The organism is Pseudomonas rhodesiae, assembly GCF_007858255.1.
Lineage (GTDB): Bacteria > Pseudomonadota > Gammaproteobacteria > Pseudomonadales > Pseudomonadaceae > Aquipseudomonas > Aquipseudomonas rhodesiae.
The window spans coordinates 277032-292896 of record NZ_VFEU01000005.1 but is presented as its reverse complement, the minus strand read 5'-3'; the positions used below and the strand labels follow the sequence as shown (position 1 = coordinate 292896).

Below are 15865 nucleotides of genomic sequence, written 5' to 3'. Positions count from 1 at the left end.
CACGCCTGATAGACAGATAAGACCTGATTACCATGGCTCTACTGCAGATCGCCGAACCCGGCCAAAGCCCACAACCGCACCAGCGACGCCTGGCGGTGGGGATTGACCTGGGCACCACCAATTCCCTGGTCGCTGCCTTGCGCAGCGGCCTGTCTGAGCCATTGCCCGATGCCGATGGCCAGGTGATCCTGCCGTCCGCCGTGCGCTACCACGCTGACCGCGTCGAAGTAGGCGAATCGGCCAAGCTCGCAGCCTCGGCTGACCCGCTCAACACGGTGCTGTCTGTTAAACGCCTGATGGGCCGTGGGCTATCCGACGTCAAGCAATTGGGCGATCAACTGCCGTATCGCTTTGTTGGCGGCGAGTCCCATATGCCGTTTATCGACACCGTCCAGGGCCCAAAAAGCCCGGTGGAAGTGTCGGCGGAAATTCTCAAGGTGCTGCGCCTGCGCGCGGAAACCACCCTGGGTGGCGAGCTGGTTGGCGCGGTGATTACCGTGCCCGCGTACTTCGATGACGCGCAGCGCCAAGCCACCAAGGACGCGGCGAGGCTCGCCGGTCTGAATGTGCTGCGTTTGCTCAATGAGCCGACTGCGGCCGCAGTAGCCTATGGCCTGGACCAGCACGCCGAAGGCTTGGTTGCCATTTATGACCTGGGTGGCGGCACCTTTGATATCTCCATCCTGCGCCTGACCGGCGGTGTGTTCGAAGTGCTGGCCACCGGCGGCGATAGTGCCCTGGGCGGTGATGACTTCGATCACGCTATCGCGGGTTGGATCATCAGCGGCGCGGGCTTGTCCGCCGATCTCGATCCGGGCGCGCAGCGCAACCTGCTACAAACCGCCTGTGCGGCGAAAGAGGCGTTGACTGACGCCGCGTCCGTTGAAGTTTCCTACGGCGACTGGTCGGCTCAACTGACTCGCGAGACCTTCGATGCGCTGATCGAGCCGATGGTTGCTCGCAGCCTCAAGGCATGCCGCCGTGCCGTACGCGACTCCGGTATCGAACTGGAAGATGTAGGGGCTGTGGTGATGGTCGGTGGCTCCACCCGTGTTCCGCGCGTGCGAGAGGCCGTGGCTGAGGCGTTTGGTCGTCAGCCGTTGACTGAAATCGACCCGGATCAGGTAGTCGCCATCGGTGCAGCCATCCAGGCCGATACTTTGGCCGGTAACAAGCGCGATGGCGGCGAATTGTTGTTGCTCGACGTGATTCCGTTGTCGCTGGGTCTGGAAACCATGGGCGGCCTGATGGAGAAGGTGATTCCACGTAACACCACCATCCCCGTTGCCCGTGCCCAAGATTTCACCACGTACAAAGACGGCCAAACGGCCATGATGATTCATGTGCTGCAAGGCGAGCGCGAGCTGATCAGTGACTGCCGCTCCCTGGCGCGCTTCGAACTGCGCGGCATTCCGGCGATGGTTGCCGGTGCGGCGAAGATTCGCGTGACGTTCCAGGTCGACGCCGATGGATTGCTCAATGTGGCCGCGCGCGAACTGGGCTCGGGTGTTGAAGCCAGCATCCAGGTCAAGCCGTCCTACGGCCTGACCGACGGCGAAATCGCCAAAATGCTCAAGGATTCGTTCCAGCACGCCAGTGACGACAAGGTCGCCCGGGTGTTGCGCGAACAGCAAGTGGACGCCCAGCGTCTGCTCGAGGCGGTGCAGGGCGCCCTGGATGTCGATGGCGAACGCCTGCTGGACGCTGAAGAGCGCATGGTCATTGACTTGCAGATGCAGGAATTGGCCGAACTGATGAAAGGTAACGATGGTTATGCCATCGAACAGCAGACCAAGCGCCTGTCGCAAGTCACCGATGCCTTTGCCGCCCGCCGTATGGATCAGACGGTTAAAGCCGCGCTGGCGGGCCGCAACCTGAATGAAATTGAGGAATAACTGATGCCGCAGGTCACTTTTCTACCGCACGCCGAGCATTGCCCGGATGGCATGGTCGTGCAGGCTGAGACCGGCAAGTCCCTTCTTGAAGTTGCCCATGACCACCACATTGAGATCGAAAGTGCCTGTGGTGGCGTGAACGCCTGTACCACCTGCCACTGCATCATTCGTAAAGGTTTTGATAGCCTCAACGAGGCCGACGATCTGGAAGAAGACTACCTTGACAGGGCGTGGGGCCTTGAGCCGACATCGCGCCTGAGTTGCCAGGCGAAAGTGGGAACTGAAGATCTCACCGTGGAAATCCCGAAATATTCGCTCAACCATGCGGCCGAAGCGCCGCATTGATTCAAGGAAATGTCATGAGTCTTAAATGGGTTGATGTACGAGAGATCGCTATCCTGTTGGCCGATGGCAATCCGAATCTGGATCCCTATTCCCTGAACTTTGTAGCTTTGCGTGACATGGTCATGGCATTGCCAGGGTTCGACGACGAGCGTGATCGGGGGGGAGAGAAGGTTCTCGAAGCTATCCAGACTGCCTGGCAAGAAGAACAGGACTGACGCCTCCCTTACGCAGTTAGGCAATACCCAATAACCCGCGTATAATTCGCGGGTTTAATTTTTCGTAAATTACCGTTTCTGGAGTTACACCATGGCTGTTCAACGTACTTTCTCCATCATCAAGCCTGACGCTGTTGCAAAAAACGTCATCGGCGAGATCACCACTCGTTTCGAAAAAGCCGGCCTGAAGGTGGTAGCTTCGAAACTCAAGCAGCTGTCCAAAGCTGAAGCTGAAGGCTTCTACGCTGAGCACAAAGAGCGTGGTTTCTTCGGTGACCTGGTTGCTTTCATGATCTCCGGTCCTGTTGTCGTTCAGGTGCTGGAAGGCGAAAACGCTATCGCTCTGAACCGTGAGCTGATGGGCGCGACCAACCCTAAAGAAGCCGCTGCCGGCACCATCCGTGCCGATTTCGCTGAATCCATCGACGCCAACGCTGTACACGGTTCGGACTCCGAAGCCGCTGCCGCTCGCGAAATCTCGTACTTCTTCGCAGCTACTGAAGTAACCACTCGCTAAGCATCGGCTTAAGAGTGAAGGTGAATCCATGACTACATCGACTGTAAAAACCAACCTGCTGGGTCTGACTCAACAGGAAATGGAAAAATTCTTCGACTCAATCGGGGAGAAGCGTTTCCGTGCCGGTCAGGTAATGAAGTGGATTCACCACTTTGGCGTCGACGATTTCGACGCCATGACGAACGTCAGCAAAGCCTTGCGCGACAAGCTCAAGGCCATTGCTGAGGTCCGTGGTCCCGAAGTGGTCAGCGAGGACATTTCCAGCGACGGCACCCGTAAGTGGGTGGTGCGTGTGGCGTCCGGCAGCTGCGTCGAGACCGTTTACATTCCCCAGGGCAAGCGCGGCACATTGTGCGTTTCGTCCCAGGCAGGCTGTGCCCTGGATTGCAGTTTCTGCTCCACCGGCAAGCAAGGTTTCAATAGCAACCTCACGGCCGCCGAAGTCATCGGCCAGGTGTGGATTGCCAACAAATCCTTTGGCAGCGTCCCGGCAACCGTCGACCGTGCCATCACCAACGTGGTGATGATGGGCATGGGTGAGCCGCTGCTGAACTTCGACAAGGTCGTTTCGGCCATGCACCTGATGATGGACGACCTGGGCTACGGCATCTCCAAGCGCCGTGTGACCCTCTCGACCTCCGGCGTGGTGCCGATGATCGATGAGCTGTCCAAGCACATCGACGTCTCCCTGGCGTTGTCGCTGCACGCACCCAATGACGCATTGCGTAACCAATTGGTGCCGATCAACAAAAAGTATCCGCTTAAGATGCTGCTCGAATCTTGCCAGCGCTACATGTCGTCCCTGGGCGAAAAGCGCGTGCTGACCATCGAGTACACCTTGCTCAAAGACATCAACGACAAGGTCGAACACGCGGTCGAGATGATCGAGTTGCTCAAGAACATCCCATGCAAGATCAACCTGATTCCGTTTAACCCGTTTCCCCATTCTGGCTACGAGCGGCCGAGCAACAACGCCATCCGTCGTTTCCAGGATCTACTGCACCAGGCCGGTTTCAATGTCACCGTACGCACCACCCGTGGTGAAGACATCGACGCCGCCTGTGGCCAATTGGTAGGACAGGTGCTGGATCGCACCCGTCGCAGCGAACGTTATATTGCGGTGCGCGAACTGAGCGCCGCCGACGATATGCCGCAAAGCGCTGTGAATCGAACCTGAGAGAGGATCTCTATGCCCTTGCGCCTTGCGCTGCTTCTGCTGATTACCGGTCTTGCCGGGTGTGTTTCATCGGGCCATGAGCACCCTTTGCAAACCGGCAAGGGCCGTGACGAAGCGCGAGTCGCTTATGTTCAGTTAGGGTTGGGCTATTTGCAGCAGGGCATGAGCGAACAGGCCAAGGTACCGTTGAAAAAGGCCCTTGAGCTGGACGGCGATGATGCCGATGCTAACGCAGCGTTGGCGCTGGTCTTTCAAGCCCAGGCCGAGCCGGAGCTGGCTGACGGTTATTTCAAGAAGGCCCTGGCTGCCCGTCCTGACGACCCACGGTTGCTGAACAACTACGGTAGCTTCCTGTTCGCGCAGAAACGATATGAGCAGGCCGCCGATTATTTCCAACGAGCAAGCGTTGATACCCTCTATCCTGAGCGCTCGCGGGTATTCGAAAATCTCGGGGTTACTGCGGTGCGCCTCGGCCAGCGTGAAGACGCCCGCAGGCATCTGGAAAAGGCTCTGCATTTGAACGCTCGCCAGCCGCGTGCCTTGCTCGAAATGGCTGAGTTGTCTTATGAAGACAGGCATTATGTGCCGGCCCGCGACTATTACGAACGTTTTAGCCTGCTCAGCGGGCAAAATGCACGTAGTCTATTGCTCGGCGTGCGCCTGGCGACGGTTCATGAAGAACGCGACACGGCCGCACGGTTTGGCCAGCAACTCGAACGACTCTATCCCGGTACCCCGGAATATCAGCAATACCTGTCGGAGCAATGATGAAAGCGGCGCACCCGGAAGTTGTAGCAGCTAATCGCGTAAACCCAGGCGAGACCTTGCGTCAGGCCCGCGAAAGCAATGGTTGGTCGCTGGCGGAAGTGGCCCTCAAGCTCAATTTGACCACTACGTCCCTGGCTAACCTTGAAGCAGGCGCGTTCGACAAGTTACCTGGGCATACCTTCGCCCGTGGCTATATCCGCGCTTATGCCAAATTGCTGGGTATCGACCAGGCCGTATTGGTTCAGGAGTTCGACCAGTACACCGGCACCGACTCCCAAGGCAGCAGCGTGCATGGGCTGGGACGTATTGAAGAGCCGGTACGCGTTTCTCACACTATTTTGCGAATTGTCAGCCTTTTGCTGCTGATCGCCGTGATTGGCGGCGGTTTTGTCTGGTGGCAAGACCAGACTTCCCAGCGCACCAAGGACATGACCAGTAACGCCATGGAGCATGTCGAAGTCGAAAGCGCCGATGGCACCACCCAGATTCATCCGTTGGATGAGCCGGAAGACCAGGCCGTTGTCGAGGGGCAGACCACGCCTGAGGCGCCACTGGCCACTGAGCAGCCGCTCGCATCGGAAACCGCGCCGGCTGCGACCGCGCCTGCGGCCCCCGCAACACCAGCTGCGCCTGCCGCCCAAGCCCATGTGCCTGCCGTGCCCGCACAGGCTCCGGCAACCACCGCCCCGGCTGCTCCGGCCACCCCGGCGATTTCGCCGCCCACCACGCCTGCGTTGATTGCCGGTGACGGGCGCGTACAGATCACTTTCATCGCTGATTGCTGGACGCAGCTCACCGATGGCAATGGCAAAGTGCTGTTTAGCGGTCTCAAGCGCAAGGGCGATACGCTGGACCAGGGCGGCAAGCCTCCTTTGACGCTGCGTCTGGGCTACGCCCGAGGCGCACAAGTGGCCTATAACGGCCAGCCTGTGGACGTGGCGCCGTTCACCAGTGGCGAGACCGCTCGCCTCAAGTTGGGACAATAGTCATGCACGGCGAATCTCCAATCAAACGTCGCGTATCGCGCAAGATCTGGGTCGGCTCGGTGCCGGTGGGCGGCGATGCTCCCATCGCGGTGCAGAGCATGACCAACAGCGACACCAATGATGTGGCCGCAACCGTTGCCCAGATCAATCGCCTGGAAGCTGCCGGTGTGGACATCGTGCGGGTGTCCGTGCCGGACATGGATGCCGCTGAGGCATTCGGTCGTATCAAGCAATTGGTCAAAGTGCCGTTGGTGGCCGACATTCACTTCGACTACCGCATTGCGTTGCGCGTTGCCGAGCTGGGTGTGGACTGCCTGCGCATCAACCCGGGCAACATCGGTCGCGAAGACCGCGTGCGTGCGGTGGTGGATGCCGCGCGTGATCGTGGGATCCCTATCCGTATTGGCGTCAACGCCGGTTCCCTGGAAAAAGACCTGCAAAAAAAATACGGCGAGCCAACCCCGGCGGCGCTGGTTGAGTCGGCGTTGCGCCACGTTGAACATCTGGAGCGCCTGAATTTCCAGGACTTCAAGGTCAGCGTAAAAGCCTCCGATGTGTTCATGGCGGTAGAAGCCTATCGTTTATTGGCCAAGGAAATCGTGCAGCCGCTGCACCTGGGTATCACCGAAGCGGGCGGTTTGCGCTCAGGCACAGTGAAATCTGCGGTGGGTCTCGGTATGCTGCTCGCCGAAGGGATTGGCGATACCATCCGCATCTCCTTGGCGGCAGACCCGGTAGAGGAAGTGAAAGTCGGCTACGACATTCTCAAATCCCTGCATTTGCGTTCCCGAGGCATCAACTTCATCGCCTGCCCGAGCTGCTCGCGGCAGAATTTCGACGTGGTGAAAACCATGAACGATCTGGAAGGGCGCCTCGAAGATCTGCTGGTACCGCTGGATGTCGCGGTGATCGGTTGTGTGGTCAACGGGCCGGGTGAAGCCAAGGAAGCCCATATTGGCTTGACCGGCGGTACACCGAACCTGATTTACATCGACGGCAAACCGTCGCAGAAGTTGACGAATGACAATCTGGTGGATGAGCTTGAACGGCTGATCCGCGAGAAAGCGGCCGAGAAGGTCGCGGCTGACGCAGCGCTGATCGCACGCGGCTAAGAACGAATTTAAGGATTTGATGTGAGCAAGTCTCTGCAAGCCATTCGTGGCATGAACGACATCCTGCCCGACCAGACGCCACTGTGGCGCTATTTCGAGGGGACTGTCGCGCGCCTGCTGGATAACTACGGTTACAAGCAGATCCGCATGCCCATCGTCGAGTTCACCGAGTTGTTCAAGCGCTCCATCGGTGAGGTGACCGACATCGTCGAAAAAGAGATGTACACCTTCGAAGACCGCAACGGCGACTCCCTGACCCTGCGTCCGGAAGGTACTGCCGCCTGCGTGCGCGCAGTACTCGAACACGGCCTGACCGGTGGCGGCCAGCCGCAGAAACTGTGGTACATCGGCCCGATGTTTCGTCACGAGCGTCCGCAGAAGGGCCGTTATCGCCAGTTTCACCAGATCGGCCTGGAAGTGTTCAACCTCGATGGCCCGGACATTGACGCCGAATTGATCGTGCTGACCTGGCGCCTGTGGGGCATGTTGGGCATCCGCGATGCAGTCAAGCTTGAACTCAACAGCCTGGGCACCAGCGAGTCCCGTGGGCGCTATCGCGAAGCCCTGGTTGAATTCCTGTCCGCGCGCCTGGATCAGTTGGATGAAGACAGCCAGCGCCGTCTGAAGACCAACCCGCTGCGCGTGCTGGACACCAAGAACGCCGATACCCAGGCGGTCCTGGTCGACGCGCCGAAAATGGCCGATTACCTGGACGACGAATCCCGCACGCACTTCGAGGGCCTCAAGGCTCGCCTGGATGCGGCCGGTATTCCCTACGTGATCAATCCGAAATTGGTACGTGGCCTGGATTACTACAGCAAAACCGTATTCGAATGGGTTACCGACAAGCTCGGCGCCCAGGGCACCGTGTGTGCCGGTGGCCGTTATGATGGCCTGGTCGAGCAGATGGGCGGCAAGCCGACCACCGGCGTAGGTTTTGCCATGGGCATCGAGCGCTTGATCCTGCTGCTGGAAACCCTGGAGCAGGTGCCGGAAGAAATTTCCCGTCAGGTGGATGTGTACCTGTGCGCCTTTGGCGAGGCCGCCGAGTTGGCTGCACTGGCCTTGAGCGAAAAGGTTCGCGACCAACTGCCAAACCTGCGCCTGCAGATCAACGCCGGCGCGGGCAGCTTCAAGAGCCAGTTCAAGAAAGCCGACAAGAGCGGTGCGTTGTACGCATTGATCCTGGGCGATGACGAGTTGGCCCAGCAAGTGATAGGTTTCAAACCCCTGCGTGGCCAGGGCGAGCAACAGAATATTGCCTTTGATGCGCTCGCAGCGCACTTGGCCACCTGCGTCGTGCAGGGTTGAAGCTGTCGAACAGCCGAATTTAGCGATTAAGGAGTATTGGGGTGTCGAGTACTGATGATGAGCAGTTGGCCGAGTTCAAGGACTGGTGGCAGCGTAACGGCAAGCCCCTGGTTACCGGCGGTCTGCTGGCTTTAGTGGTGGTGTTCGGCTGGCAAGCCTGGACCAAGTATCAGGCCAACCAATCCCAAGGCGCCTCGATCGTTTATCAGCAATTGCTGGAAACCACCCTGACACCGGACGGTAAGCCCGATCCGGCGCGCGTGGCCGACCTGGCCGGCAAGCTGAAGAACGAATTTGGCGGCAGCACCTACGCCCAGTACGGCAGCTTGTTCGTCGCGAAAGTCGCGGTCGATACCGGCAAGCTGGACGATGCAGCCACCGAGCTGAAAGCCATCGTCGACAAGCCGACCAACCCGACCCTGGGTGAAATCGCGCGTCAGCGCCTGGCTCAGGTGATGGCGGCACAGAACAAAGCTGACGAAGCACTCAAACTGCTCGACGGCGATGCTGACAAAGCATTTGTAGCCACTCGCGAAGAGCTCAAGGGCGACCTGCTGGTCCAATTGGGTCGTACCGACGAAGCGAATGCTGCGTACCAAAAAGCCAAGGCGGCGCTGTCTGATGAAGCGGCGGTCGGTGGCTTACAAATCAAGCTGGACGACTTGGCCAAAGGGGATGCGTGACGTGATCCGTTGGAAACATGCAGCATTGCTGGCTCTGGCCGTTCTGGCCGCGGGTTGCAGCAGCAACAGTAAAAAAGAACTGCCTCCGGCCGAGCTGACCAGCTTCAAGGAAGAAGTGGTCCTGCAAAAGCAGTGGAGCCGCTCCATCGGTGACGGTCAGGGCGAAACCTACAACATGTTGGTGCCGGCTATCGACGGTGAAAACATCGTTGCCGCTGACGTGACCGGCGTTGTGATCTCGATGGATCGCATGAACGGCGACGTCAAGTGGAAGAAAGACCTGGAACTGCCAGTGTCCGGCGCCGTTGGCGTGGGTTATGGCCTGGTAATGCTCGGCACGCTCAAGGGCGAAGTCGTGGCGCTGGATTCCAGCACCGGTGAAGAGAAATGGCGCGCTCGCGTGACCAGTGAAGTACTCGCACCCCCTGCCACCAATGGCAATGTGGTCGTGGTGCAGACCCAGGACGACCGTGTGATTGGCCTGGACGCCAGCACCGGCGAACAGCGCTGGTTGTACGACAGTACCCCGGCGGTGTTGACCTTGCGCGGTACCAGCGGTCCGGTAGTGACCAATAATCTGGCCGTGGTAGGTCTGTCGACCGGTAAAGTGGTCGCCCTTGATACGCTTAACGGCGTACCGGCCTGGGAAACCCGCGTGGCCATCCCACAAGGTCGTTCCGAGCTGGACCGCGTTGTGGATATCGATGGCGGCTTGCTGCTGTCGGGCGAAACCCTCTACGTCGCCACTTACCAAGGCCGTGTCGCGGCACTGGACCTGCAGACCGGTCGGGTGAACTGGCAGCGTGATGCTTCCAGCTACGCCGGTGTCGCGCAGGGGCTTGGCAGTGTCTATGTCAGCCTGGCGTCGGGAACCGTGGAAAGTGTCGACGAGCGTACTACCACTGCGTTGTGGAGCAATGACTCGCTGGCTCGCCGTCAGTTGTCGGCGCCGGAAGTATTCTCCAGCTATGTGGCGGTCGGCGACTTCGAAGGCTACCTGCACCTGCTGAGCCAGGTGGACGGTCGTTTTGTCGGTCGCGAGCGTATCGACAGCTACGGCCTGCGTGCGCGTCCGCTGGTGGTGGGTAACATGCTTTATGTGTATGGCAACAGCGGCAAGCTGGAAGCCCTGACCATCAAGTAAAGGTTTGACTATGCTTGGGGTTACCCCCAGGCGGCCCTGCTTTGGCAGGGTATGCGGCATGAATATGCTGCCCCGAGCACCAGCCGCTGCCCTGCAGCGGCTTTTGTATTTTCTGAAATAACGAAGTGGAGAGCCGCATGGTTCCCGTAATCGCCCTGGTGGGCCGACCTAACGTCGGCAAGTCCACCTTGTTCAACCGCCTGACCAGGACTCGCGACGCCATTGTCGGCGACTTGTCCGGTCTGACCCGTGATCGCCAATACGGTGAGGCAAAGTGGCAAGGGCGCTCCTACATTATCGTCGACACCGGTGGTATCTCCGGTGACGAGCATGGCATGGACGAAAAAATGGCCGAGCAGTCGCTGCTGGCCATTGAAGAAGCCGATGTCGTGTTGTTCCTGGTGGACGCCCGCGCGGGCTACACCGCTGCCGACCAGATGATCGGCGAGCACCTGCGCAAGCGCAACAAACGCTCCTACCTGGTCGCCAACAAGATCGACAACATCGATCCTGAGCAGGCCCGTGCCGAATTCAGCCCGATGGGCCTGGGTGACGCGATCCCGATTGCCGGTGCCCACGGTCGCGGCATCACTCAGATGTTGGAGGTCGCTCTGCGCGACTTCCCGAAAGATGATGTCGAGGAAGAAGAGGGCGAAGAAGAGATCGTCGCCGAAGGCGAGGAAGCCAAGCGCATTCCTGGCCCGAGCGAAAAAGACGGTATCAAGATCGCCATTATCGGCCGCCCCAACGTGGGCAAGTCGACCCTGGTCAACCGCATGCTCGGTGAAGACCGCGTCATCGTCTATGACCAGCCAGGCACCACTCGCGACAGCATCTACATCCCGTTCGAACGCAACGACGAGAAGTACACGCTGATCGATACCGCCGGTGTGCGCAAGCGCGGCAAGATCCATGAGGAAGTTGAAAAATTCTCCGTGGTGAAGACCCTGCAAGCCATCAAGGACGCCAACGTGGTGATCTTTGTGATGGACGCCCGTGAAGGCGTGGTGGACCACGACCTCAACCTGCTGGGCTTCGCCCTGGAGGCCGGTCGGGCACTGGTGATCGCGATCAACAAGTGGGACGGCATGACGCCGAGCGAGCGCGACTTCGTCAAGGTCGAGCTGCAGCGTCGACTGTTCTTCGTCGAGTTTGCAGATATCCACTTCATCTCGGCGTTGCACGGCACTGGCGTGGGTAACCTCTATGCCTCCGTACAGAACTCGTTCAAGTCTGCGGTCACCCGCTGGCCGACCAACCGTCTGACCCAGATCCTGGAAGACGCAGTGGGTGAGCACGCGCCGCCGATGGTCAACAACCGCCGGATCAAGCTGCGTTATGCCCACTTGGGTGGTGCCAACCCGCCGATTATCGTGATCCACGGTAACCAGATCGAGAAGGTGCCCAAGTCCTACGTGCGTTACCTGGAAAACACCTACCGCCGCGTCTTGAAACTGGTCGGTACGCCGATTCGTATCGAGTTCAAAGGTGGTGAGAACCCATACGAAGGCAACAAGAACACACTGACTGACCGTCAGGTGAACAAGAAGCGTCGTTTGATGACTCACCACAAGAAAGCCGACAAAAAGCGCCGCGACAAGCGCTGATATCGACTTCGCAGAAAGGGCTCTTGATGAGCCCTTTTTTGTGCGCGCCGGTTTGTGCCTTGACCCAACCGGGTTGGCAGCTTAAAACTTGGGGCTCATCCGCAGGGGCCTTCGATGATCACCAGCAAGCTGCCAACGGTCGGCACGACCATTTTTACCACCATGTCGCAACTCGCCGCTGAAACCGGCGCCCTCAACCTGTCCCAGGGTTTCCCCGATTTCAACGGGCCTCAAGGTTTGCTCGATGCGGTGGGCAAGCATGTTGCCGCCGGCCATAACCAATATTCGCCTATGACGGGTTTGCCGGCTCTGCGTCAGCAAGTGGCGGCCAAGATCGCCCGCAGTTATGGGGTTACGGTCAATCCCGACACCGAAGTGACCATCACGCCTGGCGCGACTGCCGCGATCTTTTGCGCCATCCAGGCAGTAATTCGCAGCGGCGACGAAGTCATCGTGTTCGACCCGTGTTACGACAGCTATGAACCCTCGGTCGAGCTGGCCGGCGGCCGTTGCGTGCATGTGCAACTGAGCCTGCAAGGCTTCGCGCTGGACTTTGAACGGATCAAGGCCGCGCTGTCGCCGCGCACGCGCATGATCATCCTCAACACCCCCCACAACCCGACCGGCGCGTTGATCAGCCGTGCTGAGCTGGACCAATTGGCTGAACTGATCCGCGATCGCGATATTTACCTGGTCAGCGATGAGGTTTACGAGCACTTGGTATTCGACGGGGTCTCTCACGTCAGCGTGTTGGCCCATGAGGAGCTTTACCAACGTGCGTTCGTGGTCAGCTCCTTTGGCAAGACCTATCACGTCACCGGCTGGAAAACCGGCTATGTCGTCGCCCCACCAGCGCTGACGGCTGAACTGCGCAAGGTGCACCAATACGTCAATTTCTGTGGTGTGACGCCGTTGCAGTGCGCATTGGCTGACTTTATGGCCGAACGCCCGGAGCATGTCGACGAACTGCCGGCGTTCTATCAGGCCAAGCGCGACCTGTTCTGCGACTTGCTGGCGCCGTCGCGCTTGAGCTTTACCCGGGTGACCGGTACTTACTTCCAATTGGTGGACTACTCACAGATACGCCCGGATCTGGATGACGTCGCCATGTCGCTGTGGATGACTCGCGAACATGGCGTGGCGAGCATTCCGATCTCGGTGTTCTACCAGCACCCACCCCAAGGCCAGCGTCTGGTGCGCTTGTGCTTTGCCAAACGTGAGGACACGCTGCGCCAGGCAGCCGAAAAACTATGCGTGATCTGACTGCACTGCCCGATCTGACGATTGCCCTGATCCAGACCACCCTTGCCTGGCACGACCGCCAGGCCAACCTTGAGCATTTTGAACTGCTGCTGGAGCAGGCCAGGGGAGCCGATCTGATCGTACTGCCCGAGATGTTTACCACGGGTTTCTCCATGGAGTCCCAGGCCCTCGCCGAACCGGAACACGGTCCCACCCAGCAGTGGTTGCAATCCCAAGCGGTCAAATACGACGCAGTGATCACCGGCAGTGTGATCATCCAGGCCGCCGATGGCAGCCACCGCAATCGCTTGCTATGGGCACGGCCGGATGGCGAGGTGTTGCACTACGACAAGCGCCATCTATTCCGCATGGCCGGCGAGCACAATCACTACACCCCCGGCGAGCGCCAAGTGCAGTTCGAATTGAAGGGCTGGCGTATACGCCCGTTGATTTGCTACGACCTGCGCTTCCCGGTATGGAGCCGCGACGCTCAAGATACTGACCTGCTGTTGTACACCGCCAACTGGCCCGGCGCCCGGCGCCAGCACTGGAACCGCTTGCTACCGGCGCGGGCCATCGAAAACCTGTGTTATGTAGCCGCAGTGAATCGGGTCGGCACCGACGGTAAAGGCTTTGCCTACACCGGCGACAGTCAGGTGCTGGACTTCCAGGGAGAGACGCTGCTCAGTGCAGGGGAGGCTGACGGGGTGTTTCAGGTGAAGCTGGAGGCGGCGGAGTTGGCGGCGTATCGCGCCCGGTTTCCGGCGCATCTGGATGCCGATAGTTTTCAGTTCGTCTGACTGACCGCTATCGGGGGCAAGCCCCCTGCCACAGGTTGATTTGTGAAAACATTCAAAAATGTGGGAGGGGGCTTGCCCCCGATGAGTGCCTGACGGTCAACCCAAATCCGATACTCAATAAAAAGGCCCCTGGATTCACACCCAGGGGCCTTTGGCACTCAGCGGCCGGCGTTTACGCCGCCTTAGCTTCCAACTGGCTCAACGAGCGGTTCAGTGCACTGAACAATGCCTTGAAGCTGGCCGTGGTGATGTTTTCATCGATGCCCACGCCATGCACCGGGCGTTCGCCGTTCACACGCAGTTCGATGTAGGCCGCCGCCTTGGCGTTGGTGCCCGCGCCGATGGCGTGTTCGTTGTAGTCCATGATCTCGACCGCCACCGGCAGGCCGGCCACCAAGGCTTCCAGCGCGCCGTTGCCTTTGCCTTTCCAGTGCAGGTTGGTCTCGCCCTGGCCTTTGCCGGAGACTTCCACCTCGACGAAGCTGTTGCCGTTCTCTTCCTGCAAACGATGGCTGACCAACGCATACGGTGTGTTGGCTTGCAGGTATTCACGTTGCAGCAACGCATAGATTTGCGGTGCGGTCATCTCCAGGCCCACGCGGTCGGTTTCGGCCTGCACCACTTGGCTGAACTCGATCTGCATGCGACGCGGCAAGCTGATGTCGTATTCCTGTTCCAGCAGGTAGGCGATGCCACCCTTGCCCGACTGGCTGTTGACGCGGATCACGGCCTCGTAGCTGCGGCCGATATCGGCCGGGTCGATCGGCAAGTACGGGACTTCCCACAGTGCGTCGGATTTCTGCTGGGCAAAGCCCTTGCGGATCGCGTCCTGGTGGGAGCCGGAGAACGCGGTGTGAACCAGGTCGCCGACGTACGGGTGACGTGGGTGGACCTGGATCTGGTTGCACTCTTCAACGACTTTGCGCACGCCGTCGATATCGGAGAAATCCAGCTCAGGGTCCACGCCCTGGGTATAGAGGTTCAGGGCCACGGTGACCAGATCGACGTTACCGGTGCGCTCGCCGTTGCCGAACAGGCAGCCTTCGACACGGTCGGCACCGGCCATCAGGCCCAATTCGGTGGCAGCCACGCCGGTACCACGGTCGTTGTGGGTGTGCAGGCTGATGATCACGCTGTCACGGCGGTTGATATGGCGACCGAACCACTCGATCTGGTCGGCATAGATATTTGGCGTGGCGCATTCCACGGTGGCCGGCAGGTTGAGGATGACCTTGTGCTCCGGTGTCGGGTTCCACACCTCGATCACGGCGTCGCAGACTTCCTTGGCGAACTCCAGTTCGGTGGCGCTGAAGGTCTCAGGCGAGTACTCGAAGGTCCATTGGGTTTCCGGTTGCTGGGCGGCGTATTTGACGAACAGCTTGGCGGCGTTGACCGCGATCGCCTTGATCCCGTCCTTGTCCTGGTTGAACACGATGCGGCGGAACGACGGCGACGTGGCGTTGTACAAGTGCACGATGGCCTTCTTGGCTCCGCGCAGGGATTCGAAGGTACGTGCGATCAAGTCTTCACGGCCCTGGGTCAGCACCTGGATGGTGGTGTCCTCGGGGATGTGGTTGTCTTCGATCAGGGTGCGCACAAAGTCGAAGTCGGTCTGCGAGGCCGCCGGGAAGGAGGCCTCGATTTCCTTCACGCCCACTGCGACCAGGGTTTTCCAGAAGCGCAGTTTTTTTACCGCATCCATCGGTTCGATCAGCGATTGGTTGCCATCACGCAAGTCGGAACTGCACCAGATCGGCGCGGCGGTGATGGTTTTCGATGGCCAGGTGCGGTCCGGGATATCGATGGTCGGGAACGCGCGGTACTTCGAAGACGGGTCTTTGAGCATGCTCATCGGGAAATCCTTTGTGTAGGGGCCGAGAAGAGGCGGCCTGCCGTGGAACTGTTATTGGGATAAAGCACAAGACGAGGCAGATCGATTCAGCCTGGCAGTCGTGCGCTGACAAGGCACAGGCTGCGGTGCTGGCGGAGCTGAATGAGGGTATGAGAGGTTTTCATAGGTCCAACCCTAACCGCCGAGGTGAATGATGGCAAGCAGTCGAAAA

Annotated in this window: 15 protein-coding genes; 14 read left to right on the top strand and 1 reads right to left on the bottom strand. The window is 59.5% G+C overall.

The window, feature by feature from the left end; genetic code table 11:
• The first annotated feature begins 32 nt into the window (after positions 1 to 32).
• The 14 genes from hscA (at position 33) to FIV35_RS10255 (ending at position 13802) form a co-directional block, all read left to right on the top strand.
• Entirely contained in the window at positions 33 to 1895 is a 1863-nt protein-coding gene (gene hscA, locus FIV35_RS10320; RefSeq protein ID WP_034139232.1) for a Fe-S protein assembly chaperone HscA, read from the top strand.
• Between the two features lie 3 nt (positions 1896 to 1898).
• The gene (fdx, locus tag FIV35_RS10315) at positions 1899 to 2240 is read left to right on the top strand and encodes an ISC system 2Fe-2S type ferredoxin (RefSeq protein ID WP_034139231.1); all 342 of its coding nucleotides are present in this window, start codon (positions 1899 to 1901) and stop codon (positions 2238 to 2240) included.
• Between the two features lie 14 nt (positions 2241 to 2254).
• Entirely contained in the window at positions 2255 to 2455 is a 201-nt protein-coding gene (gene iscX, locus FIV35_RS10310; protein ID WP_034139230.1) for a Fe-S cluster assembly protein IscX, read from the top strand.
• Between the two features lie 91 nt (positions 2456 to 2546).
• A complete protein-coding gene (gene ndk / locus FIV35_RS10305) occupies positions 2547 to 2972 on the top strand; it encodes a nucleoside-diphosphate kinase (protein WP_034100426.1) in 426 nt (141 codons plus the stop codon).
• Positions 2973 to 3000: 28 nt separating this feature from the next.
• A complete protein-coding gene (rlmN, locus tag FIV35_RS10300; protein ID WP_034139229.1) occupies positions 3001 to 4149 on the top strand; it encodes a dual-specificity RNA methyltransferase RlmN in 1149 nt (382 codons plus the stop codon).
• A 12-nt stretch (positions 4150 to 4161) separates the two neighbouring features.
• Entirely contained in the window at positions 4162 to 4917 is a 756-nt protein-coding gene (pilW, locus tag FIV35_RS10295; protein ID WP_034139228.1) for a type IV pilus biogenesis/stability protein PilW, read from the top strand.
• On the top strand, positions 4917 to 5903 hold the full coding sequence (locus FIV35_RS10290; RefSeq protein WP_034139227.1) for a RodZ domain-containing protein: 987 nt from the start codon (positions 4917 to 4919) through the stop codon (positions 5901 to 5903). The genes pilW and FIV35_RS10290 overlap by 1 nt, the downstream gene beginning before the upstream one ends.
• 2 nt (positions 5904 to 5905) lie before the next feature.
• Positions 5906 to 7015 carry a flavodoxin-dependent (E)-4-hydroxy-3-methylbut-2-enyl-diphosphate synthase gene (ispG, locus tag FIV35_RS10285; RefSeq protein WP_034100419.1) on the top strand — a complete coding sequence of 370 codons (1110 nt, stop codon included), beginning with the start codon at positions 5906 to 5908 and terminating at the stop codon, positions 7013 to 7015.
• Positions 7016 to 7036: 21 nt separating this feature from the next.
• Entirely contained in the window at positions 7037 to 8326 is a 1290-nt protein-coding gene (hisS, locus tag FIV35_RS10280; protein WP_034115032.1) for a histidine--tRNA ligase, read from the top strand.
• Between the two features lie 41 nt (positions 8327 to 8367).
• Complete coding sequence (locus FIV35_RS10275; RefSeq protein WP_034100415.1) at positions 8368 to 9009, top strand: YfgM family protein; 642 nt, start codon at positions 8368 to 8370, stop codon at positions 9007 to 9009.
• A complete protein-coding gene (gene bamB / locus FIV35_RS10270; protein ID WP_034139226.1) occupies positions 9002 to 10153 on the top strand; it encodes an outer membrane protein assembly factor BamB in 1152 nt (383 codons plus the stop codon). The genes FIV35_RS10275 and bamB overlap by 8 nt, the downstream gene beginning before the upstream one ends.
• A 137-nt stretch (positions 10154 to 10290) precedes the next feature.
• On the top strand, positions 10291 to 11760 hold the full coding sequence (der, locus tag FIV35_RS10265; RefSeq protein WP_034139225.1) for a ribosome biogenesis GTPase Der: 1470 nt from the start codon (positions 10291 to 10293) through the stop codon (positions 11758 to 11760).
• A gap of 114 nt (positions 11761 to 11874) precedes the next feature.
• Positions 11875 to 13023, top strand: a complete 1149-nt coding sequence (locus FIV35_RS10260) for a pyridoxal phosphate-dependent aminotransferase (RefSeq protein ID WP_034139224.1) — start codon at positions 11875 to 11877, stop codon at positions 13021 to 13023.
• Positions 13011 to 13802 carry an amidohydrolase gene (locus FIV35_RS10255; protein ID WP_034115031.1) on the top strand — a complete coding sequence of 264 codons (792 nt, stop codon included), beginning with the start codon at positions 13011 to 13013 and terminating at the stop codon, positions 13800 to 13802. Before FIV35_RS10260 ends, FIV35_RS10255 begins: the two co-directional genes overlap by 13 nt.
• Before the next feature lie 172 nt (positions 13803 to 13974).
• Here the strand turns inward: FIV35_RS10255 and leuA are convergent, their stop codons facing one another.
• Positions 13975 to 15654 (bottom strand): 2-isopropylmalate synthase, encoded by a 1680-nt coding sequence (gene leuA / locus FIV35_RS10250; protein WP_034100403.1) that lies wholly within the window; start codon positions 15652 to 15654, stop codon positions 13975 to 13977.
• Positions 15655 to 15865 lie beyond the last annotated feature (211 nt).

Coding starts and splice junctions, on each gene's coding strand:
- hscA (WP_034139232.1), top strand. CDS start 33: ATGGCTCTACTGCAGATCGCCGAACCCGGCCAAAGCCCACAACCGCAC.
- fdx (WP_034139231.1), top strand. CDS start 1,899: ATGCCGCAGGTCACTTTTCTACCGCACGCCGAGCATTGCCCGGATGGC.
- iscX (WP_034139230.1), top strand. CDS start 2,255: ATGAGTCTTAAATGGGTTGATGTACGAGAGATCGCTATCCTGTTGGCC.
- ndk (WP_034100426.1), top strand. CDS start 2,547: ATGGCTGTTCAACGTACTTTCTCCATCATCAAGCCTGACGCTGTTGCA.
- rlmN (WP_034139229.1), top strand. CDS start 3,001: ATGACTACATCGACTGTAAAAACCAACCTGCTGGGTCTGACTCAACAG.
- pilW (WP_034139228.1), top strand. CDS start 4,162: ATGCCCTTGCGCCTTGCGCTGCTTCTGCTGATTACCGGTCTTGCCGGG.
- FIV35_RS10290 (WP_034139227.1), top strand. CDS start 4,917: ATGAAAGCGGCGCACCCGGAAGTTGTAGCAGCTAATCGCGTAAACCCA.
- ispG (WP_034100419.1), top strand. CDS start 5,906: ATGCACGGCGAATCTCCAATCAAACGTCGCGTATCGCGCAAGATCTGG.
- bamB (WP_034139226.1), top strand. CDS start 9,002: ATGCGTGACGTGATCCGTTGGAAACATGCAGCATTGCTGGCTCTGGCC.
- der (WP_034139225.1), top strand. CDS start 10,291: ATGGTTCCCGTAATCGCCCTGGTGGGCCGACCTAACGTCGGCAAGTCC.
- FIV35_RS10260 (WP_034139224.1), top strand. CDS start 11,875: ATGATCACCAGCAAGCTGCCAACGGTCGGCACGACCATTTTTACCACC.
- FIV35_RS10255 (WP_034115031.1), top strand. CDS start 13,011: ATGCGTGATCTGACTGCACTGCCCGATCTGACGATTGCCCTGATCCAG.
- leuA (WP_034100403.1), bottom strand. CDS start 15,654: ATGAGCATGCTCAAAGACCCGTCTTCGAAGTACCGCGCGTTCCCGACC.